The 22,872-nt window shown below is 69.4% G+C and carries 20 protein-coding genes; 5 read left to right on the top strand and 15 right to left on the bottom strand.

The window, feature by feature from the left end:
• Positions 1-1,890, bottom strand: a 1,890-nt coding sequence (locus tag IT182_05845; protein ID MCC6162854.1) for an AAA family ATPase, incomplete at its 3' end; no start/stop codon positions are given.
• A gap of 119 nt (positions 1,891-2,009) precedes the next feature.
• Positions 2,010-3,623, bottom strand: a complete 1,614-nt coding sequence (locus tag IT182_05840) for a S41 family peptidase (GenBank protein MCC6162853.1) — start codon at positions 3,621-3,623, stop codon at positions 2,010-2,012.
• A gap of 252 nt (positions 3,624-3,875) precedes the next feature.
• On the opposite strand from IT182_05840, the gene IT182_05835 reads away from it, so the two are divergent.
• The 4 genes from IT182_05835 (at position 3,876) to IT182_05820 (ending at position 8,127) form a co-directional block, all read left to right on the top strand.
• Entirely contained in the window at positions 3,876-4,253 is a 378-nt protein-coding gene (locus tag IT182_05835) for a TatA/E family twin arginine-targeting protein translocase (GenBank protein ID MCC6162852.1), read from the top strand.
• A 17-nt stretch (positions 4,254-4,270) separates the two neighbouring features.
• Positions 4,271-5,080, top strand: a complete 810-nt coding sequence (tatC, locus tag IT182_05830; protein MCC6162851.1) for a twin-arginine translocase subunit TatC — start codon at positions 4,271-4,273, stop codon at positions 5,078-5,080.
• Between the two features lie 104 nt (positions 5,081-5,184).
• The gene (locus IT182_05825; GenBank protein MCC6162850.1) at positions 5,185-6,888 is read left to right on the top strand and encodes an OmpA family protein; all 1,704 of its coding nucleotides are present in this window, start codon (positions 5,185-5,187) and stop codon (positions 6,886-6,888) included.
• Between the two features lie 192 nt (positions 6,889-7,080).
• Entirely contained in the window at positions 7,081-8,127 is a 1,047-nt protein-coding gene (locus IT182_05820) for a HEAT repeat domain-containing protein (GenBank protein MCC6162849.1), read from the top strand.
• A 33-nt stretch (positions 8,128-8,160) separates the two neighbouring features.
• Here the strand turns inward: IT182_05820 and IT182_05815 are convergent, their stop codons facing one another.
• Together IT182_05815 and nadB are read right to left on the bottom strand one after the other, a co-directional pair.
• Positions 8,161-9,660 carry a proline--tRNA ligase gene (locus IT182_05815; protein ID MCC6162848.1) on the bottom strand — a complete coding sequence of 500 codons (1,500 nt, stop codon included), beginning with the start codon at positions 9,658-9,660 and terminating at the stop codon, positions 8,161-8,163.
• Positions 9,657-11,222, bottom strand: coding sequence for an L-aspartate oxidase (nadB, locus tag IT182_05810; protein MCC6162847.1), 1,566 nt, complete (start codon positions 11,220-11,222; stop codon positions 9,657-9,659). The genes IT182_05815 and nadB overlap by 4 nt, the downstream gene beginning before the upstream one ends.
• 96 nt (positions 11,223-11,318) lie before the next feature.
• Between nadB and aroB the strand changes: the two genes are divergently transcribed.
• Positions 11,319-12,419 carry a 3-dehydroquinate synthase gene (gene aroB / locus IT182_05805; protein MCC6162846.1) on the top strand — a complete coding sequence of 367 codons (1,101 nt, stop codon included), beginning with the start codon at positions 11,319-11,321 and terminating at the stop codon, positions 12,417-12,419.
• A gap of 289 nt (positions 12,420-12,708) precedes the next feature.
• Here aroB and IT182_05800 read toward each other — a convergent pair whose 3' ends face one another.
• The 11 genes from IT182_05800 to IT182_05750 all read right to left on the bottom strand — a co-directional run bounded on the left by IT182_05800 (position 12,709) and on the right by IT182_05750 (position 22,686).
• Positions 12,709-14,157, bottom strand: coding sequence for a sigma-54-dependent Fis family transcriptional regulator (locus IT182_05800; GenBank protein MCC6162845.1), 1,449 nt, complete (start codon positions 14,155-14,157; stop codon positions 12,709-12,711).
• Position 14,158: 1 nt separating this feature from the next.
• A complete protein-coding gene (locus tag IT182_05795) occupies positions 14,159-14,782 on the bottom strand; it encodes a hypothetical protein (protein MCC6162844.1) in 624 nt (207 codons plus the stop codon).
• A gap of 139 nt (positions 14,783-14,921) precedes the next feature.
• Positions 14,922-15,503: a hypothetical protein gene (locus tag IT182_05790; GenBank protein MCC6162843.1), complete on the bottom strand. Its 582-nt coding sequence runs from the start codon at positions 15,501-15,503 to the stop codon at positions 14,922-14,924.
• Between the two features lie 13 nt (positions 15,504-15,516).
• Entirely contained in the window at positions 15,517-16,560 is a 1,044-nt protein-coding gene (locus IT182_05785) for a type II secretion system protein (protein MCC6162842.1), read from the bottom strand.
• Complete coding sequence (locus IT182_05780; protein MCC6162841.1) at positions 16,557-17,198, bottom strand: type II secretion system protein; 642 nt, start codon at positions 17,196-17,198, stop codon at positions 16,557-16,559. The genes IT182_05785 and IT182_05780 overlap by 4 nt, the downstream gene beginning before the upstream one ends.
• A 92-nt stretch (positions 17,199-17,290) precedes the next feature.
• A complete protein-coding gene (locus IT182_05775; GenBank protein MCC6162840.1) occupies positions 17,291-17,848 on the bottom strand; it encodes a PAS domain-containing protein in 558 nt (185 codons plus the stop codon).
• Positions 17,845-18,618 carry a prepilin peptidase gene (locus IT182_05770; GenBank protein ID MCC6162839.1) on the bottom strand — a complete coding sequence of 258 codons (774 nt, stop codon included), beginning with the start codon at positions 18,616-18,618 and terminating at the stop codon, positions 17,845-17,847. Before IT182_05770 ends, IT182_05775 begins: the two co-directional genes overlap by 4 nt.
• Positions 18,615-19,622 carry a hypothetical protein gene (locus tag IT182_05765; protein MCC6162838.1) on the bottom strand — a complete coding sequence of 336 codons (1,008 nt, stop codon included), beginning with the start codon at positions 19,620-19,622 and terminating at the stop codon, positions 18,615-18,617. Before IT182_05765 ends, IT182_05770 begins: the two co-directional genes overlap by 4 nt.
• Positions 19,619-20,431 carry an ABC transporter permease gene (locus IT182_05760; protein MCC6162837.1) on the bottom strand — a complete coding sequence of 271 codons (813 nt, stop codon included), beginning with the start codon at positions 20,429-20,431 and terminating at the stop codon, positions 19,619-19,621. Before IT182_05760 ends, IT182_05765 begins: the two co-directional genes overlap by 4 nt.
• Positions 20,428-21,390, bottom strand: a complete 963-nt coding sequence (locus IT182_05755) for an ABC transporter ATP-binding protein (GenBank protein MCC6162836.1) — start codon at positions 21,388-21,390, stop codon at positions 20,428-20,430. Before IT182_05755 ends, IT182_05760 begins: the two co-directional genes overlap by 4 nt.
• 60 nt (positions 21,391-21,450) lie before the next feature.
• Positions 21,451-22,686: a thioredoxin domain-containing protein gene (locus tag IT182_05750; GenBank protein MCC6162835.1), complete on the bottom strand. Its 1,236-nt coding sequence runs from the start codon at positions 22,684-22,686 to the stop codon at positions 21,451-21,453.
• Positions 22,687-22,872: the final 186 nt, after the last annotated feature.

The following is a 22,872-nucleotide window of genomic DNA, read 5'->3' as shown; positions in this document are numbered from 1 at the left end:
GACGCGCACGATGTCGCTGAGCGGACGCACGCCGGCGACGGGCGGCGCCACGACGTCGTCTGGCACGAGGTCGTCGGCCACCAGGAAGCCCACGCGGCCCGCGTCGCGATCGCGCACGAAGGCAAGGCCGGCCTGCACGGCCGCCATGTCCGGCACGACCACGTACTGCACCACTTCGCCGAGACACGCGGCAACGGCCGACTCGTGGTCGCCCGTCACTTCCAGCGCGTCGGCCACGGATCCGAAGTGCGTGATGCCGCTCTCGGACGAGGCGAGCAACAGGCGCGCCCCTTCGCCGTACTCGGCACGTGCGGCGTCGAGTTCCTCGAGCGACTGCAACCGCGCCTGCAGCGCCGCCGCCTCGCGTTCACGCGTGCGCAGGTCGCGTTCGCGCCATTCGCGTTCGATGCGGGCGGTGCCGAGCGCCGCCTCGCTGGTCGCGCGCGTACCGCGCACCTGTTCGAGCGCCGCCTGCGCGTCACGCAGCGCGCCACTCGCGCGCTCGCGCTCGGTGAGCGCGGCTTCCTGCTCGACGCGCAGGTCGTCGCACTCCACCTCGATGCGCCCGAGCTCCTGCGCGATGCGATCGCGCGTTTCGATCGCGCGTTCGATGGCGTTGCGCAGCGTGTTGACCTGCGTCATGCCGGCGTAGAGATCGCCGCGCGCCTTCTCCACGTGCTGTTCGAGCGACGCGATCTCCGCGGCGGCGCGCTGCACCGCCACGTCCTCGTCCTTGACGCGCGCCTCGGCCGCGTCGCGTTCGCGATCGGCCTGCGCACCGGCCGCGCGACGGGCGTCGAGTTCCTCCTGCGCGGGCCCGATACGCTCCTGCAGACGTGCGATCTCCTCGTGCATGCCGACCAGGGCGGCCCCGATCGACTGCACCTGCTGCTGATCGAACTCGAGCTGCTGCTGCCGGCGGCCGCTCTCCAGTTCCTTGGCGTGCGCGGACTGCCGCGCCGCGTTGGCCGCAGCATCGGCTTCCGTCAGTTCGATGCGCAGCCGCTCGAGCGCCGCTTCCACTTCGGCCACGCGCCCCGACAGCCCCGCCTCGTGCCCGCGCACCTGTTCGAGACGCTCGACGGCCGATGTCATCGCCGCCTGCAGCGCCTGGTACTTCTGCCCGAACAGCAGCTTCTCCCACTGCCGCAGTTCCTCGCGCAGCGTGCGGTAGCGACGCGCCTTGGCCGCCTGGCGCTTGAGCGATCCGCGCTGCTTCTCGAGCTCGAAGATGATGTCGTCGACGCGCGTGAGGTTCTGCTGTGCCGCTTCGAGCTTGAGCTCGGCCTGCCGGCGGCGCGTCTTGTACTTGGTGACGCCCGCGGCTTCCTCGATCAACTGCCGCCGCTCGGTGGGTTTGGCCGCGAGGATCTGACCGATCTTCCCCTGCTCGATCACCGCGTAGCCCTTCACGCCCAGGCCCGCGTCCATCAACAGATCCTGCACGTCGCGCAGGCGCACCACGTGGCCGTCGATCAGGTACTCGCTCTCGCCGGAGCGATACAGCCGCCGCGACACCTCGACGTCGCGCGCGAGCACCACGTCCTCGGTGAGCGTCTCGACAGACTCCTCGAGTTCCTGCGCCACCGTCTTGCGCTGCGGGTGATCGTCCAGACCCACGCGCGAGATGACGCCGCTCATCTTCAGCTTCACCTCCGCGGTGTGCGTGGGCTTGCGGGCATCGCTGCCGGCGAAGATGACGTCCTCCATCCGCTCCCCACGCAAGCTCTTGGCGCTCTGCTCACCGAGCACCCACGTGATGGCGTCCACCACGTTGCTCTTGCCGCAGCCGTTGGGGCCGACGATGGCCGTCACGCCGAGATCGAAGGCGAGGTCAGCGCGGTCGGGAAAACTCTTGAAGCCGTTGATTTCGAGGCGGTTGAGACGCATGTCGGGCACGGTCCTGCGGTGGCAGGCTGGAATGCTGAGGCCACCGGCAAAGCAGACGCGGAGTCTAGCAGGCAACTACTAATTGGGGCAAGCGGCCAACCAGACCACAAGATATCGGTCTATCTCCGGGACGTGGATGCGCCGTCGAGCAGGGGCAGGCGGGCGGCCTCCTCGAACTGCTGGAGGGCGAACTGGGCCTGCGGGTCGCGGGCGATCAGGTTGCGGCGGGCTTCCTCGACGCCGAAGAGCGCCAGGTCGATGTCGTACTGGATCATCGCCCTGATGAACTGGTCGTCGGTCTTCATGGCCTCGTCGTCGATGCGGACCTTGCGCGACTGGAGATACGCGCGGAAGTCGGCCACCATCGCGTCGTCCACGGTGAACCCGCGCGTGATGGTACGGGCCTGGCCGTTGCCCTTGATGCGTGTGTCGCCTTCGGCCGTGTAACGGCCGGCGTAGTCGGCAAACACCTGGCGCGCGAAGAGGGCGCGACCGAAGCGCGTCGGGTCGAACCCCTCGACGGGCCCCGCGATGTACTGGTCCGGCTCGATGCCGCCACCGCCGTACACCTTGCGACCCGCGTCTGTGAGCTTCAGGTTCGCCGGATCGTGCGGCGCGTCGGCCTTCTGCTCGCGCAGCGAGTAGGTGAGGTACTCGTCGAAGGTGCCGTCCCAGGGCCGCTGGATCAGCCTGCCGCTCGGCGTGAAATAACGTGCCGTGGTGAGCGCCAGCCCCGCACCCTCGCTGATCCGGTACACCGACTGCACCAGCGCCTTGCCGAACGTCGTCTCGCCGACGATGAGCGCACGATCGTGATCCTGGAGTGCCCCCGACACGATCTCGGCGGCGCTCGCGCTGCTCCGGCTCACCAGCACGACGATGGGCATGGTGCCGAAATCGCCGGGATCGGCCGCGCGGTAGTCCTGATCCGAATTGCGCGTGCGCCCGCGCGTGTAGACCACCATGTCACCCTTGGGCAGGAAGCGGTCCGACACCTTGATCGCCTGATCGAGGGGCCCACCAGGGTTGTCGCGCAGATCGAGCAGCAGGCGCTTCATGCCCTTGGCCGACAGCGAGTCGAGCGCCTCACCGAGATCGCGGTCGGTGGTCTCCGAGAAATCGTTGAGCCTGATGTACCCCGTGTCGGCGCCGATCATGAAGACGCCCTTCAGGGTGGGGATGTGGACCTCGTCGCGTTCGACCGAGAGTTCGATCAGTTCGGGATAGCCCTGGCGCCGGAGGCCGACCTTGACCTGTGTGCCCTTCGGTCCGCGCAGTCGCTTGACCGCCTGATCGCTCGTCCACCCCTTGGTGTCCTCGCCTTCGATGCGCGCGATGACGTCGCCGCGGCGGATCCCCTTCTTGTAGGCGGGCGACCCTTCGAAAAGCGCCATCACCGTGATGTCGCCGTCGAGGGGCGAGATGGTGATCCCGAGGCCGTAGTAGCGGCCTTCCTGCCGTTCGCGCATCTGCGCGTACGCGCGGGGATCGAGGAAGCTCGAATGCGGATCGAGCGTCTGGAGCATGCCCGTGATCGCGCTGTAGACGAGGCGGTCGGACTCGACGTCCTCGACGTACTCCTGCTCCACGGCGGCCAGCGCCGCGGTGAACACGCGGTAGCGATCGGTCAGGGGATCCGCGGTGGCCTGCGCACGCCGTCCGAGCACGCCTCCGACGAGCGCGGAGACGGTGACGGCGAACAGGACCGCAGGCAACGCGCGGTGCTTGGACATGACATTCGAGCGTAACACGGGAGGTACCGGCAACCGGCAACAGGCAACCGGCAACCGGACACATTCCCATCGCTCCAACCCGAGGTTGCCGGCGGCGATGAAGCCCGGTTGCCGGTTGCCCGTTGCCCGTTGCCGGATCGGATGACACCGCTGTCATTTGACCCTGCTCGAACGGCATTCCTATAATTCGGGATTGTCTGCGCCGCAGCCTCGTCGCACGAGGCCGCCCTTCGAAATCCCTGGAGCGTCACGATGTTCGGTCCCATCGGCATGCCGGAGCTGGTCATCATCTTCGTCATCGCCCTGATCGTGTTCGGCCCGCGCAAGCTGCCCGAACTCGGCAAGTCTCTCGGCAAGTCCCTCTCGGAGTTCAAGAAGGCGTCCAACGAGCTGCGCAATTCCCTGGAAGAGGAAATCCGGGTCGAAGAAGAGAAGGACCGCACGCCGCGTCCGGCGCCCGCCGTGGCCGCGGCACCGGCAGTCGCCTCGACCGCCGTCGCGGACACGCCGCCGGTCGAGGCCGCCCCCGCCGCGAGTGATGATCCGTACACCGACGATTTCTACGATCGGGCGCAGGACGAAACGCGCGGGCAGGTGGCCGACACCACGCCGCGCGGCGCAGACGTGTAGTCCCGCCACGAGCCCGCATGTCCCTGTCTCCCGTCCCCGCCGCCCCGCCCCCTCCCCGCCCGACAGACGGTGACGAGGAGGAAGAAGAGGGGGGTATCGGCGGGAAGATGTCGTTCCTCGAACACCTCGATGAACTGCGCCAGCGCCTGATCCGGGCGCTCGTCGGTGTCCTCGTCGGGTTCGTGGCCGCCATCGCCTTCATCGAGCAGATCTTCGACTTCATCATGAAGCCGCTGGCGGCGATCCTGCCGGCGGGTGGCAAGCTCATCTACACCGAGCCCACCGAAGCCTTCATGCTCTACATGAAGATGGCGGCCCTGGCGGGGCTGCTGCTCGCGATGCCCTATCTGATGTGGCAGGTCTGGGCGTTCGTGGCCCCGGGCCTGTACGCGCACGAGAAGCGCTTCGCGATCCCGTTCGTGATGATGTCGTCGATCTTCTTCACGCTCGGGTGCGCGTTCTCGCACTACGTGGCGTTCCCGGCGGCGTGGAACTTCTTTGGCAGCTTCGCCGACGACACAGTGCAGTTCGCGCCGCGCATCGAGCCGGTCTTCTCGCTCTACGTGCGCATGGCCCTCGGCCTCGGGCTCGTGTTCGAGATGCCCACGCTGGTGATGTTCCTGGCGCGCGTGGGGCTGGTGACGCCGAAGTTCCTGCTCAAGCACACCAAGTACGCCATCCTGCTCATCTTCGTCGTGGCCGCAATCGTCACGCCGGGGTCCGACCCGCTTTCACTGTTTCTTGTCGCCATGCCGATGATCGGGCTGTATGGCGTCAGTATTGGCGTCGCCTGGCTCTTCAAGAAGCGCGCGCGAACGGATCCGTAGTTCCTTACGGATCGGTTTGACGCGTCTCTCCGGGCCCGGTACTATGCGAAAGCGATTCTTGTAAGGACGTTTTGGATACGCACACGAATTCGAGGGACACGCACATGACACGCCTCTTCAGGGTAAGTCTCGCCACCGCGATGGGTCTGGCGATGGCTGCGCCTGCAGGGTTCGCGCAGACCGCGGCCACCACGCCCGCCCAGGATCCTGCCGCGAGCCTGGTGGTGACCGAAACCCGGTCGGCCGCCCCGACCTTCCAGGGTGACACCGGTCTGTGGTTCGTGCCGCTCGGCGAGGTCCTGCCGGCCGGCCGCTGGTCCGGCAGCATCTACTACACGAACTTCGACCGCCAGGAAGGCTTCACCGACATCGGCTTCTTCCCGGTCACCGTCGGGTACGGCGTCGGCGGTCGCGCGGAACTGTTCGCCGCGCTGTCCACGGTCACCCGCATCGACCGCGACATCCGGCCGGTCTTCACGCCCGGCAGTGCAGGCGGCGGTCCGGTGAACGACTACCCGCTGGTCAAGCAGGGCTGGTCGGGCACGACGTTCGGCGACCTCTACGTCGGCGGCAAGGTCAACCTGATGTCGCAGGCCAAGGACGCCCCGCTGGCCATGGCCCTCAAGGCGATGGTCAAGCTGCCCACGGGCTCGTCCACCAAGGGCACCAGCTCCGGCCAGGCCGACTTCTTCGTCGACTACATCCTGAGCAAGGAAATCAACGAGCGCGCCGACCTGTCGGGCTACGTCGGGTTCGCCGCACGCGCCGATGCCGAACTCACGAACCAGAGCAACGGCCTGCGGTACGGCGTGGGCCTCGGCCTGCCGACGCGCAGCGGGCTGAAGCTGACGGCCGAGCTCTTCGGCGAGCGCTACTTCGATGATTCGCTCACGTCGGGCGGCCTCACGGCCTTCGACGGCAGCGTCAGCGACGGCACGTGGCCCATCCGCAGCCCGCTCGACGCGGCCATCGGCGCCACCTGGTTCAGCCAGAAGGGCTTCTTCGTCGGTGGCGGCGCCGTGTACGCGCTCGCGCACGACGCGCGCTCCAAGCTCTACTCGGGCGCGTCGTCCGAGGGGTCGGATCGCTGGGGCCTGCAGTTCCGCATCGGCTTCCACCCTGGCGTCGCCACGGCGTTCGCGGCCCCGCCGCCCCCGCCGCCTCCGCCCCCCCCGCCGGTGGCGCAGAACGGCCCGCCGACGGTGAAGGCGCGCTGCAACCCGTGCACGGTCGAAGTCGGCAAGAGCTCGACGATCACGGCAGACGCGAGCGACCCGGATGGCGATCCGCTCACCTACTCGTGGTCGTGCCCGGCCGGCACCATCGCGCAGCCGGCCAACCGCGAAACGCTGTGGACCGCTCCGATGCAGGAAGGCCCCGTCCCCTGCACCGTCACGGTGACCGACGGCAAGGGTGGCTCGGTGAGCGACACGGTGACGATCCAGGTGGTCAAGCCCGCCATCAAGGACTACACGTTCGAAGACGTGCACTTCGACTTCGACCGCTACACGCTGCGGCCTGAAGCCACGCGCATCCTCGACGAGGCGATCAAGGCGCTGGTCGACAACCCCGAGCTCCGTATCGAGGTCGAAGGCCACACCTGCAACATCGGTACGGCCGAATACAACCTCGCGCTCGGCGAGCGCCGTGCGTACTCGGTGCGCGACTACCTCTCCTCCCGCAACGTGGGTGCCGACCGCATCCGCACGGTGAGCTACGGCGAGGAGCGGCCCAAGCACGACAACAGCCGCGAGGAGACGCGTCGCCTCAACCGCCGCGCCGCCCTCACGGTCCGCGTCACGCAGTAGGCGCCGCACGGTAGCCTGAAACGCAGAAGGGGCCCGATCAGCGACACGCTGGTCGGGCCCCTTCTGCGTTGCGCCACACCCTTCCCAGGACGGCCGGGCTCGGAGAGCCGGGCCTGCCTTCCCCGGCCATCGCTCGAAGAGCCGGCCCTCCCTCCGCGACCAGGCCCCGAGCCGCGGTAAGATCGGCTCGCCGTGCCGCCCTCACGCCCAGGTCAAGCCAGGACACTGCTCGACCAACTCCTGACCAGCCAGGACCCGGTAGTGGTCGAAGCCACGGTGGCGCGGCTGGCCATCATCGGCAGGGCCGCGTTGCGACAGGCGGTCCAGCGCATCGGCGCCGCGCCTGACGCGCATCGGCCGCGCCTGCTGCGCGTGCTCGAACGCATCGGCGATCCGGGCATCCTGTCGACAGTCAGACCGTTCCTCGCTCATGACGATGCCGACGTGGCCACGGCGGCCGTCGACGCGATGGGGGCGCTGCTCGACGCCAGCGACAGCCACGTCTCAGCCACAGCGCTCGACGCCCTCACTGCCACGCTGCTCGATACGTCGCGACCCGACATCGTGCGCCTCCGTGCCTTCGACGCCATCACCGGCACCGCCGACCGCTCCTCCACCTACGACACCGACATCGTCGAACCGCTGCGCGCGCAACTGCGTCGCGACACATCGGCGGCCCTGCGGGAAGCGGCAGGTGGCGATCAGGACGGTGCAGGCGAGCACGGAGGTGACATCGACCGGGCACCAGATGCCGAACTCGACGCGATCCTCGCGCGCGATCTCCCGGGCAGTCCCGAGGAGTTCCGCCTCCTGATTGCCGCCGCGGGCACCGACGCGCCGCTGACGACCATCCATCGCGCGATCGAGCGCGTGCGCGCGCACGAGACGAGCGTGGCGGCCGATGACGTCGAGCCATGGCGCGTGGTGCGCGCCACGGCGCACCTCGCCCTCGCTGCACGCGGCAGCCGGCTCGCTGTCTACGATTTGCGCGAAGCGCTCGAGAAACTCGGCGCGCACACGCCGGTCGGCATGCTGTCTGCGTTGCAGCAGGTGGGCGACGCGTCGGTGCTCGACGAGGTGGCCGACGCGTGGCAGGCCACCGGCGACCCGTGGTTCCGCGATCAGCTCGTGGCGATCTTCCGCGCCGTTGTCGCGCGCGAACGCATCACGAAGCGTCACGCGATCGCGAAGAAGCTCGCCGCACGCCTTCCCGAGGCATCGGCCGCGTTGTGGGGATAGGCGCCCGCCGGGAGGCGAGCGCCTGAGCCGGCGTCAGTACGCCTTGGCGAAGCAGGCCATCACGGTGGCCGGACGTCCCGTGACCAAGCAGTGCTTGCCCGCGAAGGCGGGCGCCTCGAACGGGTAGTTGCGAATCGTGGCCTGCGTCTCGGCCTTGACCTGCGCCTCGACGGCCGCATCGTCGCACCACGGCGCGAAGACGAAGCCGGGACGCGCGCCCGCCATCAGCGCCTTGAACTCCTCGTAGCTCTCCGTGTAGTGCGTCCGTTCGTCGCGCGTGCGCCGCGCCTTCTCGAAGAGCGCCGTCTGGATGTCGGCGAGCCAGCCTTCGACCTGCGAGACGAGCGTGGCGTTGGGCACGAACGCCTTCTCGCGCGTGTCGCGGCGCGCGAGCACGACCTGCTCTTTCTCGATGTCCTTGGGGCCGATTTCGAGGCGCACGGGCACGCCACGCATCTCCCAGTCGGCGAACTTCCAGCCGGGCGTGTAGGCGTCGCGGTCGTCGAGCATCACGCGGACGCCTGCCGCCACCAACTGGTCACGGATCGCGCGCGCGTGCGGCAGCACCGTCTCCTGCCAGTTGCCGCGCGGGATGGGCACGATCACCACCTGGTACGGCGCGATGTTGGGCGGCAGCACCAGGCCGCTGTCGTCGCCGTGCACCATGATCAGCCCGCCGATGAGGCGCGTGGACACGCCCCACGACGTGGTCCACGCGTGCTGCTCGACCTTGTCGCGGCCCTGGAACTTGATCTCGAACGCCTTCGCGAAGTTCTGTCCCAGGTTGTGCGACGTACCGGCCTGGAGCGCGCGGCCGTCACCCATCAACGCCTCGATCGAATAGGTCTTCGATGCGCCGGCGAACTTCTCCGCGTCGCTCTTCTTCCCCTCGATCACCGGCATCGCGAGCTCGGTCTCGACGAACTCCTTGTAGACGCCGAGGATCTTCAGCGTCTCCTCCTCGGCCTCGGCTTCGGTCTCGTGCACCGTGTGGCCTTCCTGCCAGAGGAACTCCGTGGTCCGCAGGAACGGCCGCGTCACCTTCTCCCAGCGCACCACGTTGGCCCACTGGTTGATGAGAATGGGCAGGTCGCGCCACGACTGCAGCCACCTGGCGTACATCGTGCCGATGATGACCTCCGACGTCGGCCTGATCGCGAGCTTCTCCTCGAGCTTCTCCTTGCCGCCGTGCGTGACCCACGCGACTTCCGGCGCGAAGCCCTCGACGTGTTCGGCCTCCTTCATCAGGAGGCTCTCGGGAATGAAAAGCGGAAAGTAGGCGTTGACGTGTCCGGTGGCCTTGAGGCGCGCGTCGAGGAGCTGCTGGATGCGCTCCCAGATCGCATAGCCGTACGGCCGGATCGTCATGCACCCCTTGAGACCCGGCGTGTAGTCGGCCAACTCCGCGCGCAGCACCACGTCGAGGTACCAGCGCGAGTAGTCCTCGGTCTGCGACGTGATGGCCGTGACGAACTGCTCCCCTTTGCCGCCGCCCTTGTTGCCCTGTCCCTTGCTCTGCTGCTGCTCGCTCATATGTGTCTCGTGGAGGCCCTGTCCCCCCAATGCGTCCCCCAGTCGTCGTCTCGACGTTCGGGGAAGTCCGTGCGGTAGTGGCCGCCGCGGCTTTCCTGGCGGCGCAGTGCGGCGCGCGCCATCAGGTACGCCACCGTCACCAGATTCCGCAGGTGCGCCGCGGCCAACCCGGTCTCGCGCGCCGACACGCACCCCGCGTACGCGCGCGAGAAGTACGCCTCGGCATCACGCAGTCCTTCGGGCGTGCGCACCAGTCCGATGTCGCGCCAGGCACGCGCACGCACGCTCGCGACGTCAAGGTCGTCTGGCATCGATCCATCCGCGGTGCGTCGAAGCGATTCCATGACGACCAGTCGCCCCGCCGGCCATGCATCACGAACGCGCGGCGTCTCGCCCATCACCGCGCCGGCACGCGCCCCGAACACGAGCCCTTCGAGCAGCGAATTGCTCGCCAGTCGATTGGCGCCATGCACGCCCGTACACGCCACTTCTCCCGCCGCATACAGCCCCGGGATCGATGTCCGGCCATCGAGGTCGGTGACCACGCCGCCCATGACGTAGTGCACCGCCGGGCTCACGGGAATCGGGTCCGTGGCCAGATCGAGCCCCGCCGCACGGCAGACCTCCGAAATCTGGGGGAACCGTGCGTGGACGTCGAGATCCGCAAGATGCGCCAGCGACAGACGGATCGGCGCACCGGTCCGTTGGCGCTCACGCACGATCGCGCGCGCCACGCGGTCGCGCGGCGCCAGTTCCGCCGACGCCTCGTAGCGCGACATGAACGCCTCGCCGCTCGCGTTCACGAGCCGCGCGCCTTCACCACGCAGCGCCTCCGACAACAGGAACCGCGCCCGCCCCGGAACGTCGAGCACCGTCGGATGGACCTGCACGAACTCGAGGTCGGCGATCGCCGCGCCGGCCTCGAATGCCATGGCCATCCCGTCGCCCGTGGTCACCCACGGGTTCGTGGTCTGCGCGAACACCTGCCCCGCGCCACCCGTCGCCAGCAGCGTGGCCACGGCGCGTACCTCGTGACGACGATCGTCGCTATCGCGATAGACGGCGCCTACGCATCGCCCGTCCTCGCACAGCAGGCCCGTCACGCTCGCGTGATCGACGATGGTGATGGCCGGGAACTGCGCAACGCGGTCGTGCAGTACCCGGCTGATCTCGCGCCCCGTCGCGTCCTCGGCGTGCAGCACGCGCCGCACGCTGTGCGCAGCCTCGCGCGTCGGCTCCAGGCGCCCGTCTGGCAGTCGATCGAAGCGCGCACCCCACGCGAGCAACTCCGACACGTAATGTGGCCCTTCCACGACGAGCGCACGAACGGTCTCCGGTTCGCACAACCCGTCGCCCGCCGCCAGCGTGTCGTCGAAGTGCAGCTCCGGCGAATCGTCTTCGCCGAGCGCCACCGCGATGCCGCCCTGCGCCCAGCCCGTGTTGCCCTGCGCGGGCTCGCCCTTGGTGAGCACGCAGACACGCCCACGACTGGTCAGCGCCAGCGCGGCTCGGAGCGCAGCGATACCGCTGCCGATCACCAGGAAATCGTGTCGGGGCGTCACGGGAGGGGCGTTCGCTTCTGCCCGGCACGCTCGGCAGGGCGGACCCTGTTATCCTACCACCCGCTTCGAGCCGGATTTCCTCGGCTCCCGCCGCTCATGCCTCCTCATACTCTCGAGGTCCACACGCGGTCCGCTCAGGTCTCGCGCATCGTCATCGCCCGGGGTCTGCTCGCCTCGCTCGGCGACGCGGTCGCGGAGGCCTGCCCTCGCGCGTCACGCGTCGTCGTCGTCTCGTCGCCGCGCGTGTGGGGCCTGCACGGCGACACCATTGGCCGCGGGCTGGCGTCGATCGCCTCCGACATCACGCCCGTGCTCGTCCCCGACGGCGAGAAGGCCAAGACGATGGCGACGATGGGGAAGGTGCACGACGCGCTGGTCCAGCAGGGCGTGGATCGGAAGGCGGTGCTCGTGGTGGTCGGCGGCGGCGTCATCGGCGATCTCGCCGGGTTCGCCGCGGCGAGCTACCTGCGCGGCATCAGGCTCGTGCACGTGCCCACCACCGTCGTCGCGCAGACAGACAGCGCGATCGGCGGCAAGGTCGGCGTGAACCACAGACTCGGCAAGAACCTGCTCGGCGCGTTCCATCAGCCGGCGCTCGTGGCGGTCGACCCGGACGCACTGGCCACGCTGAGCCGGCGTGAACTGCGGGCCGGATTGTACGAAGTGGTCAAGTACGGCGTGATCGCGTCAGCGGAGCTCTTCGAACAATGCGTGCGCACGATGCCCGCACTGCTCGACGGCACGCCCGACGCACTGCTCCCAGTGATCACCACGTGCTGCGCGATCAAGGCGGACGTCGTGACCAAGGACGAACGCGAGGACGGCCTGCGGCGCATCCTCAACTTCGGCCACACGATCGGACACGCGCTGGAAGCGGTGACCCACTACCGTCTGCTGCGGCATGGCGAAGCGGTGGCGTACGGCATGCGCGCCGCGTCGGCCATCGCCGTCGCGCGCGGCACGTGGAGTGTCGGCGACGACGCCGCGCTGTGTGCCGTGCTCGACGGCATGGGGCCGCTGCCCGCCATCGGCGGCCTCGACGTGTCAGCGATCCTCGACGCAACGCGGCGCGACAAGAAGGTTGTCGCCGGCGCGCTGCACTTCGTCCTGCCCACCCGCATCGGCGACACCACCATCGTCACCGACGTCGACCAACGCCAGGTCCGCCTCGGCCTCGCCGCAATCGGGTTGGTATAGATCGGTAGGGCCGGCCCTGCCTCGTTGCATTCGACTGGAGACCAGAGGCCATATTCGAATGACGGGCCAGGGGCTTCAGAGCCTGTGAAGGAATCGCGTGTCGGTGCGGGTGGCGCCGGACGGGGACGCCCCGCCCGCGCGCAGGCGCGTCAGCCGTACAAGGGTCGTTCACGCCGAGGACGGGTGGGGCTGTCCGGCGACAGACCCGCGCCTTCACGAATACCCGCGATTGCGTCACAGGCTCTTCGGCCCCTGCCGCCGACGAAGGGGCTGAAGCCCCTTCTCTCCATCAGCGAATGGAGGGGGCCAGCTTCAACTCCCGAATACGGGCGAGGAGGACGCGCGAGGGGATCTGCAGGGCCGACGCGGCCTTGCCGTGATCCCAGCGCACATCGTCGAGCGCCTGCTGAATCTTGCGACGCTCCACTTCCTGCAGCACACGGCGCGACGCGTCTGGCAACGTGCCCGAGAGATCGATCGACTCCCACGGATCGACGGGCACGACCGGCGCACCACGGCCGGCGTCCGGAGGCGCGAGATTGAGGTGCTGCGCGTGCACCGTATCGCCGTCGGCGAGAATCACCGCCCGCTCGATGCAGTTCTGCAACTCCCGCACGTTGCCCGGCCAGGCATGCCCTTGCAGAGCCGCGATCGCCGACGATGACAGGTGCGGTGGGCGCTTGTTCTGCTCGCGCGCGAACCGTTCGACGAAGTGGCTCGCGAGCAGTGCGATGTCCGATTGCCTGTCGCGCAGCGGCGGGATGACGATCGGGAACACCGACAGGCGGAAGAACAGGTCCTCCCTGAACGTCCGCGCCGCAACGGCCGCTCGCAGATCGCGATTGGTGGCGGCCACGAGGCGCACGTCGACGTGCAGCGTCGTGTTGCTGCCCACGCGTTCGAAGCTGCGATTCTCCAGCACGCGCAGCACCTTGGCCTGCAGGTTGGCCGGCATCTCCCCGATCTCGTCGAGGAAGAGCGTGCCGCCGTGCGCCACTTCGAAGCGGCCCGGCTTGCGGGCGGTGGCACCGGTGAAGGCGCCCTTCTCGTGACCGAAGAGCTCCGTCTCGAGCAGCGTCTCCGGAATCGCCGCGCAGTTGATCGCCACGAACGGACCGTCGGCCCTGTCGCTGTGCGCATGGAGCGCACGCGCAAAGAGCTCCTTACCCGTCCCGCTCTCGCCGCCGAGCAGTACCGTGGTGTCTGTCGGCGCCACGCGGCGCAGGCTGCGCAGTACCTCCGTCAGCGCGGGATGGTCGCCGACGATCGTCGGTGCGCCGTGACGCGCGCCGAGTGCTTCCTTCAGCAGGAGGTTCTCGGTGACGATGCGGCGCTGTTCGATGGCGCGGCTGACGGTCAGCGCGAGATGGTCGTGATCGACGGGCTTGGTCAGGTAGTCGAGCGCGCCTTCGCGCACGGCGGCCACGGCCTCGTCGATGGCGCCGTACCCGGTCATCAGCACGACTGGCAACGCCGGATCGAGATCCTTGGCCGCGCGCAGCACGCCGAGTCCGTCGCCCGTCGGCAGACGCAGGTCACTCAGCACCAGTGATGGACGATGGAGGCGCAGGGCCTCGATGGCTGCCGGTTCGTCTCCGGCCTCCACCACGCGGTAGCCGTGGCGCGCGAGCACCGCGGCAATCACATAGCGAAGGTCCTCGTTGTCGTCGACGAGGAGGACGTCAGGCGTGTCGCGCGTCTGGGGAGCGGCGGGCGCAGACATGGTGGCCGTGCTCACGTCACTGTACCCAGCCTGGTGGTACGCCCGCGACTACGGCCTCCTGGCGGAACGCCTGCTGCTCGGCACGCGCATCGGCGGCCTTGTCCTGTGCCTGCTGGATCTGCGCACGCAACTGATCCCGCTCGGCCTGCGCGGCGCTGGCGATCGCGGGGTTGCTGGCCTGCGCTTCGAGCGACAGGCGATCCGAGAGGGCCTTGAGCTGGCGCAGGTCGGACTCGGCGGCGCTCACGGCGCTGTTCACGCGCTCGGCCCGTGACCGCCAGCCCGTCTCATCATCTGCCGGGGCCTTTTTCGCGTCGGTGTCAGGCTTGGAGGCGTCGGTCTTCTCAGCCGGAGCGGAGGCCTCATCGTCGGTCTGGCTCGAGGCGTCTGCGGTACCGTCCGCGACGTCGACCGTCGCGGGCGCTCCCGGACCGGCAACAACAGCCCTCTTGGGGAGATCGGCATTCGTGTAGACCTTGCCTTCGGTGGACTTGCCGGCCGCCTTGAGCTGCTCGCGGCGCGCCGCTTCCTTGCGAGCGACCTCCCCCAGCGATTGCGCCGCGGCGGGAGCCGCCACGAGGCCCAGGACGAGCGCGCACACCACGCCGACCAGCCCGCTCTTCATCGAATTGCCTGTCATCCTCACCTCTCCATTGTCCTCGACGGGCCCACGGAGGCCATTTCTGTGATCGGCCAAACGCGCGCGGAGTTGAACGGACCGGGCACCGGCAGGGCCGGCCCTCCGGTGATGGAGCCTGCCTTCGTCCATCATTCGGCGTTCACCCTCCACCAGCCCCGTGCCACGAGAGAATGCGGACGGATTCGCCCGGGGCGCTGCGGGCGATGGCGGCGCGGGTGGCGACTCTCGTGCCGTCGCGCGCGACGGCGACAGCCGCGAGCAGCAGGGTCCCGTTCGCGCTGGCGAGCGGCTGGCCGTCCCCTTCCGGATCGTCGGCCACCCAGACCACGACGCTCGGCGCGAGGCCGCGTGCGGGCCAGCGGTGCAGGACGCCCGCGCCGTGACAGGTCCAGAGCCATACCCACTGTGGCGCATCGGCACTCCATCGTCCTGCGGCGTCGGTCTCCGCCTGGATCCAGGCGCGTTCGGCACCCTCGTCTAGTGGCGTCACTGCCGTCGCGGCCGGCGGACATGCCAGCGGCAACGCCAACGCGCCGACGTTCGACCAGTCAGCCGCCTGCCCCAGCGCGTGCGCCGCGATCTCGACCGCGGCGTCTGCCACGCGCGCCGCAGCCGCCGCGTCCTCGACGTCGCGCGTCATCGCCTCGTCCGTCACGACGTGGCCCACGAGCCATCCCGTGAGCCCCGCCAGAAATGCCGCGAAGAGGACTGCGCCTGGCAACGCCACCCCGCGGTCACTGCGACCACTCGAGATTGGGCGCCGGCGCAAACAGATCCAGCTCCACATCCCGCACCTCCTGTCCCGGCCGGCGCGCCTGCCCCGGCATCGCGAACCACAACGGTGAGAGACCGCGCGAGGCAGGCGACAACGCCTGCAGGCGCAGCGCGATGCGCACCGCACGCACGCGCAGCAGGTCCGCATCGAACCGCCACGTCCCGGCACCACACCATGGACCGTCACCGAGGTCGGCCACCGTGAGCTCGATGGGAGGTCCAGGCACGGGCCCCAGCCATCCGAGTTTCAGCGTACCCGCCGCGGTGACGGCACACGTCTCGATGCCCGGGACCGCAGGCCAGCGCGGCGGTGCCGCGTTGCCGTAGTAGCGCACCTGCATGCCGACGACCTCGTCGGTCACGGGCTGGCTCGGCGCACCGCCGTCGGTCCGTCGCACCTGCCTGCGTGTCGCATCGAAGGTGAGCGCCGTCGCTGAGACCACCGCGAGTGCCGCCGGCAGGGCGATCGCCTGATCCACAGGTCCGTCGAGCATCACTGTCATCCCGCTCACCTCGTCCGCGCGCGCCAGCGCCAGCGCGCCGCGGCTGTCGTAGGCCACCACCAGGTCGCCACGACGGAAGCCGCACGACGGGTGCACGCCACATGCGGCATGCCAGGCGAGCGCCAGCACGTGCGCACCATACGGGACCGACGCCGCCAACGGCGCCTGCGCAGCAAGCAGGTCCACGCGCAGGACGGTGACCCTGTCGGCCCACGCGGTGCCAGGCGGATCGGGTGAGGTCAGCAATCGACGCGGCCAGATCGCCGGAATCGCGAGCGACAGCGGCCCCATCCCGAGCAGGCTCGGCCCCGCCCCGGCAGACGCGATGACGCCCGACATCACCTGCTCGGTGGCTCTGGCGCGCTGCCGGAGATCTGTCGCCTCTGGCACGGCATGGATGACGTCGAGCACCGGCGGAAGCGCGCTCGCGAGGATCGCCAGCGTCACGAGCGTCAGCATCACCGCGACGAGCAGTTCGAGGAGCGCGAATCCGCTTCTCATGACTCCGCCGCTCCCCATGGGCACCGCACCATCCCTGCCTGCGCCGCGCGCAGGCGGCGCGCCGGTGTCACGGGCTCCACCTCGACCCAGAGTCGCAGGCAGCCTTCCGTTCCCGCCGCCAGCACGCCCCATCGTCGCCGGTACGCCGCACCGGTTGGCGGCGACGCACTTCCCTGCCACGCTCCGTGCTCATCGAGCCAGTCCACCCACGTCGGCGCGTCGGCCGTGAGGGGACCGACACCAGTCGGCGTGAGCCCCGTCCCACCATGCGCGAACGGGCCGGGTCCGTCGAGTCGCGACGCGTCGTCGGTGACGACAGCCGCACCCGCCCGCATGTACGTGAGCGTGTGCAGTTGCGCGAGCCGCTGTCGCACGAGGTGCGTCGCCATCAGATCGGTGCGCACCTCCGCCACCGTCGCCTGCGCACGCGCGACGAGCGGCAGCACACCGGCCATCACCACGACGAGCAGGCCCGCAGCGACGATCGCTTCGAGCAGCAACGCACCACGCCTGCCATCCCGCATCCGCGTAGCCATGCCAGACGCCAACGCAATCCTCGCGCCAGCGCGTCGCTGCACGCACACCACGCCGATCGCTCGATCGCGCGCGATGCGAGTGAAGAATCTGCCGAGCGTCATCTGAGCGACGTCGCAGAAATGATGATCTGGGTGCAGGGGTGGCCCTTGCCTGCCCTCCGTAGCGGCGTAGCCGCGGAGAGGGTGGCAGCCCGTCAGCGCAGGACGCGTTCGACGTGGACGAGATAGACGATGCCGTCGACGTCGCCTGATGGCGCGCGGAGCGGGAGGGCGGTGACGGCGATGGGCGCGCCCTGCTTCCCGGGCGCCGCGAGCGTGACGTCGCGACGGGCGTTGGCATCGAGACAGGCCTGCGCGACGTCGCGAATCGACTCGGTCCCCTCGAGCGTCCAGAGCACCTGCCCTTCCGCCTCCTCGCCGAGACCGAGCCACCGCAGCGCTTCGCTGTTGGCCATCCTGAGGTTGCCGTCGCGTCCCAGCACGAACAACCCGACGGGCAGGCTCTCCACCACCTGCTGCAGGAACCCTTCGAGCGCTTCGTACTCGGCCTGCTGCGCAAGCTCCTGGCCGCGCATGCGCGTGAGGGCCTCGCTCATGGCCGACGCGAGGCCCGCCTCGCTCGTGCGCCCGCGGAACCGCGCGTCTTCGAGATCCGCGCGCCGTGCGGACGCGCGACGCAGCGCGTGCACGAGCATGAACCCGAGCAGGACGAGCGGCGCGACGAGCCAGAGCATCGGGGCGAGCGGCATCACCGATAGAACCCGAGGTACCAGTCGAGGAACGGCTGGCCGACCAGCGATGCCGCCAGCGCCGCCGGCGCCAGGAACGATCCGAACGGCAGCGCGGTGGTCCGCGCGTCGGCGCGCATGGCGAGCATCACGCCGCCGACGATCCCGCCCGCAAGCGAAGACCACACGAGCGTGACGAGCATCAGCTTCCACCCGAGGACGGCGCCGATCATCCCGAGCATCTTCACGTCGCCCATCCCCATGCCTTCCACGCCGCGCAACCACTCGTAGAACGTGCCCGTCGCCCACAGCACGCCGCCGCCGAGCAGCACGCCGAGCAAGGCCGCCTGCAGTCCAGGCGGCAGGAACGCCGCGGCGATCACGCCCGCCACGGTTCCGCCGAGCGTCAGCTCGTTCGGCAGGATGCGGCAGTCGAGATCGGTGAAGAACAGCACGAGCAGCACCGACGCGAACACGATCCGCACGACGAGCAGGGCATCCCACGGGAACCACACGCCGTGGAGCACCCACAATCCGGCATTGGCGAGTTCGACGATGGGGTAGCGCCAGTGGATGCGCGCGCGACAGAACGCGCACCTGCCGCCGAGCGCCAGCCAGCTCACCACGGGGATGTTGTGGTACCAGCGAAGCGGGTGCTCGCAGACCGCGCAGCGCGACGCGGGGAAGACGATCGACTGGTCGCGCGGCAGCCGATGGATGCACACGTTGAGGAAGCTGCCCACGAGCAGCCCCATGACGCCGAGCACGATGAGAGCGGCGATGTCCGGCGTCACGGTGCGGACGCCTCGAGCGATGGCGCACGCTTGCCCGTCGGCTCCTTCGGCAGCGGCCACAGCGGCGACTGCTTCGACACGTCCACCCTCCCCGTCGTCATGTCGATCACGTAAGGTGATCCTGACGGATCGAGCGGGAGCCGCAGCAGGCCGTACGGGAACAGCGCCGGCCACGACCACGGTGCCGTTGCGCCGGACGTCCGCGCGCGCTCCACGACGGTCTGCAGTTCATCGATCTGATCGAGCGCGTCGAGCTGCGTGAGCCGGCGCTTCGCGTCGCGCTGGAGGAACTCGTTGTCGGGCGTCTGCGCGAGCGCCTGCCAGAGCAGACGCGACGTGCGGCGGTCGCCGCCTTCGGCAAGCGTGACGGCGGCGAGCGACTTCATCCACCACGGTGCGCCGGGCACCGCGGCCCCGCGTGAGAACGCATCGGCGGCTTTGGCGAAGTCGCCGGTCCACCAGTAGTGCACAAAGCCGATGTCCTGGTGATACTCCCAGCGCTGCGGGTTGTGTTCCACGCCCTTCTCGAGCAGCGCAATCGCCTGATCGGGCCGTCCGGGTCCGCCGGGCGGCTGCTCGGAGAGGAAGATCGCGCCGAAGCGGTAGGCCACGTTGAACCGTGTGTCGAGCGACGTCGCGAGATCGAGGAACGGGTACAGCGCCTCGAAGTGCTTCGCGCCACCGTCGCGCAATCGCGTCGCGCCGAAGTGCTGCAGCGCGCGCATCCAGTACAGATCCGCCGCCAGCGCATCGAACCCCAGCACCGCCCGCCGCGCCACGGCCGGCGACTGCAGATACAGCACCGCCGGCAGATCCGTCGACGCGCGTTGACGAATCGTCACCGCCTGCAACCCCACCGCTGACGCCAGCAGCACGCCCGCCGCCGCCACCCACCACCAGCGGGCGGCCGAGCTCGGAGAGCCGGCCCTACCGGTTGCCGGTTGCCCCTTGCCGGTTGCCGATCCTTCTCCGGTTGCCGGTTGCCGGTTGCCGGTTGCCGTCACTTGAGGTCTCTCCTCTGAAACACCGCCATGGCGAGCAGCAGCATCGCGACACTGTAGGCGATGCCGTAGCCAACGGCGGAGAGGACCTGCGTGGACGGGATGGCGACGCCGTGAACGACTTCCGCCTTGACGTTGAACAGCGCGAGGTTGGGCAGGACCCACGAAACGAGCCACGCGATCCACGTGGTGGCGCCGGACGCGCCGACCTGTTCGATCGTGCGCAGGTCCTCGACAAAGTGGCCCGCGACCCACAAGGCCGTGGTGAACGTGGTGGCCAGCAGCGCCGACGAGTATGTCGAGAACAGCATCGCGATCGCCGTGACAACCGCGAGCTCGACGTAGATCAAGCCGAGCGCGACGAGCAGGCGCGGGTCGACGGCCGGGGCCGTCCACACCGCCTGGACGCCCGACGGCGTGACCTTCGCGTACACGAGCAGCACCACGTAGAGCGCAACGGCCATCACCGTGATGTTGACGGCGAGGGTCAGCAGCAGGCCGACGTACTTGCCCAGCAGGAACAGCGGACGCCCGATCGGCTTGGACAGCGTCGCGTGCACGCTGCGGCGTTCGACTTCCCTCGCCACGAGCTGGATCCCGATGAAGATCGCGATGCCCACGCCGAACAGCTCCGCCGACGCGAGACCGAGATCCTTGATGATCTTGACGTCCTGTCCCGCCGCGAGCTGCCCGATCACGATCGACGCCCCCACGAGCAGCACCGCGAAGAGCAGCAGGTTGTAGAAGACGCGATCGCGCACGGCCTCGCGGAACGTGTTGAGCGCCACGGCGCGGAGAAGACGCAGCGTCATGCCACACCTCCGGACACGTCGCGCGTCTTCCCTTCGACGTGCTTGAGGAACACGTCTTCGAGCGTCTCCCTGATCGGCTGCAGCGACAGCACGCGACCGCCCGCAGCACTCACGATCTGCAGCAGCGGCTCCGGTGCCTGCGTCCCTGGCACGTGCACCTGCACGCGCCCGCCGCCGAGATCGGCCAGCGTGGCACCCGCGTTCGTCAGCGCCACGCGCACCTGGTCGCCCGCGCCGTCGATGAGCAGGTCCCACGTGCGCACGGAGAACTCGACGAGGTCGGTGATGCCGCCGATGGCCTGCAGGCGTCCGGCAGCGAGGATCCCTACGCGCGTGCAGAGCGATTCGGCGTCCGACAGGATGTGGCTGCTGAACAGCACCGTCTTGCCCTCGTCGCGCAACGACAGGATCAGGGCCCGCACATCCCGTCGTCCGATGGGGTCGAGACCGGACATGGGCTCGTCGAGGATGACCAGGTCGGGATCCTGCACGAGCGCCTGCGCCACGCCGAGGCGCTGCACCATGCCTTTCGAGTAACGGCGGATCGCCATGCGGCGTTCGGCGCCGAGTCCCACGCGATCGAGCAGTCCCGTCGTGCGGGCACGCGCGTCTGGCGTCGACAATCCGCAGAGCTGCCCGTAATACGTGAGCAGCTCCTCACCCGTCAGGTAGTCGTAGAAGACGGGGTTCTCGGGAAGGAAGCCCACGCGCTGCCGCGCGGCCACGTCGGACACAGGATGGCCGAAGATCGACGCTGTCCCCGAAGACGGCGTGACGAGCCCCATGAGGAGCTTGAGCGTGGTGCTCTTGCCGGCGCCGTTGGGCCCGAGGCAGCCGAACACCTCGCCTGGCGCGATGCCGAGCGTGAGGGCGTCGAGCGCTCGATAGGGCCGCTGACGCCAGAAGCCGACCGGGTAGTCCTTGGTGAGGCGATCGACGACGAGAACGGGTTCGGGCATGACTGGGCGAACGGCCGGGGGATGGACCCCGACCTCCGCGTTATCGGCAGCCGCCCGCGTTCACTTGACGGCCGGCGCGGCGGTCTTGCCGATCTCGTACTCGAGCAGATAGTCGAGCACGCGCGGGTCCATGCCGCCCGGGATGCGCACGCCGTTGATGAAGAACGTGGGCGTGGACTGCACGCCGAGGCTCGCGCCGAGCGCCGTGTCGCTCTTCACGGCCGGGAGCACGCCGGCGTAGCGCGCGTCGAAGTCGGTGATGCCGGCGACCTCCGCGAGGCCGGCCTTCACGCTCGCGGGCGTGAGCGACGGCTGGTTGGCGAAGAGCCAGTGCTCGAACTCGTCGGCCTTCCCCACCGTGCGCGCCATGCGCACGCCGGCGGCGGCCTCGCAGGCGGCCTGGTGCTGCCCCATCGGCGCGCTGGCGTTGCACTCCCCTTCGAGCGGGAAGTCGCGCGTGATGTGCTTCACCTTGCCAGGCGCCTGCTTCTCCCACTTCTCCCAGAGCGGCAGATACAGCTCGAAGGTCTGGCGGCACGGCGGGCACTGGTAGTCGTTGAACTTGACCACCACCACCGAGGCGCCGTCGGCGTCGGCCGGCACGATCATGCGCGGCGAGCCGTCGAACTGTTCGCGGATCTGCGCCTTCTGCTCGTCGGTGAGCGCGGGCGCCGCGGCCAGTTGCGCGGCAGCGGCGGCCGCACGCGCGGCGGGCGATGCGGCGACAGGCGCGGCGGCCTCCGGCGCCTTCGGGAAGAACGCGGCAGACGCCATCGTCGCGCCGGCGATCAGCACGGCGGCGACAAGGGCGACGGGGTTGGCGGTGAGGCGACCGATGTCGCGGGAGAAGCGGTCGGGCACGTCGATCACCGGAATCGAGGCGGCGGCGCCAGCGATGAAGAAGAGCCCGACGACGGCTGCGTATGTCGCCAGGCAGAGGGGGCACAGCGTGCCGAGGACGAAGATGGTGGCCCAGGCCAGGTACAGCACGACGACGAGGCCGACGAGCGAGGCCACGAGCAGGTAGCTCGCCAGCGCCTCGAGCCGGCGGCCGAGCGTGACGAGCGCGAGCAGCGCCGCGAAGTAGCCCGCGCCGAGGATGGCCACCGGCACGCCGAAGATCCGTCCGTATGCGCTCTGGTAGGCAGGCGTGCAACTGAACGTGGCGTTCACGTCGCAGAAGCTGGCGTAGTCGGGCGTGGTGAGGATCTGGTAGTGGACGCCCACCGCGGCCAGCGACGCCGCCAGCCCCAGGAGAACGCAGACGAGAGCACCGATGTATGCGCGCGACGACATGGATTCGCCGAGCATGCTACCAGATCGGTTTCACCGAACGTGTCAACGACAGACAGCTCCTGGCGCTGGGGCGCGGGTCCTGTCGCCGGACAGCCCCACCCGTCCTCGGCGCGAACAGCCCTTGTACGGGAGACGCGCCTGCGCGCGGGCGGGGCGGCCCCGTCCGGCGCCACCCACGCCCGTGGT

It is taken from the genome of Acidobacteriota bacterium (assembly GCA_020845575.1).
Classification (GTDB): Bacteria; Acidobacteriota; Vicinamibacteria; order Vicinamibacterales; family Vicinamibacteraceae; genus Luteitalea.
The sequence above is the reverse complement of the archived record's forward strand: the minus strand, read 5'-3'. Positions and strand labels throughout refer to the sequence as shown.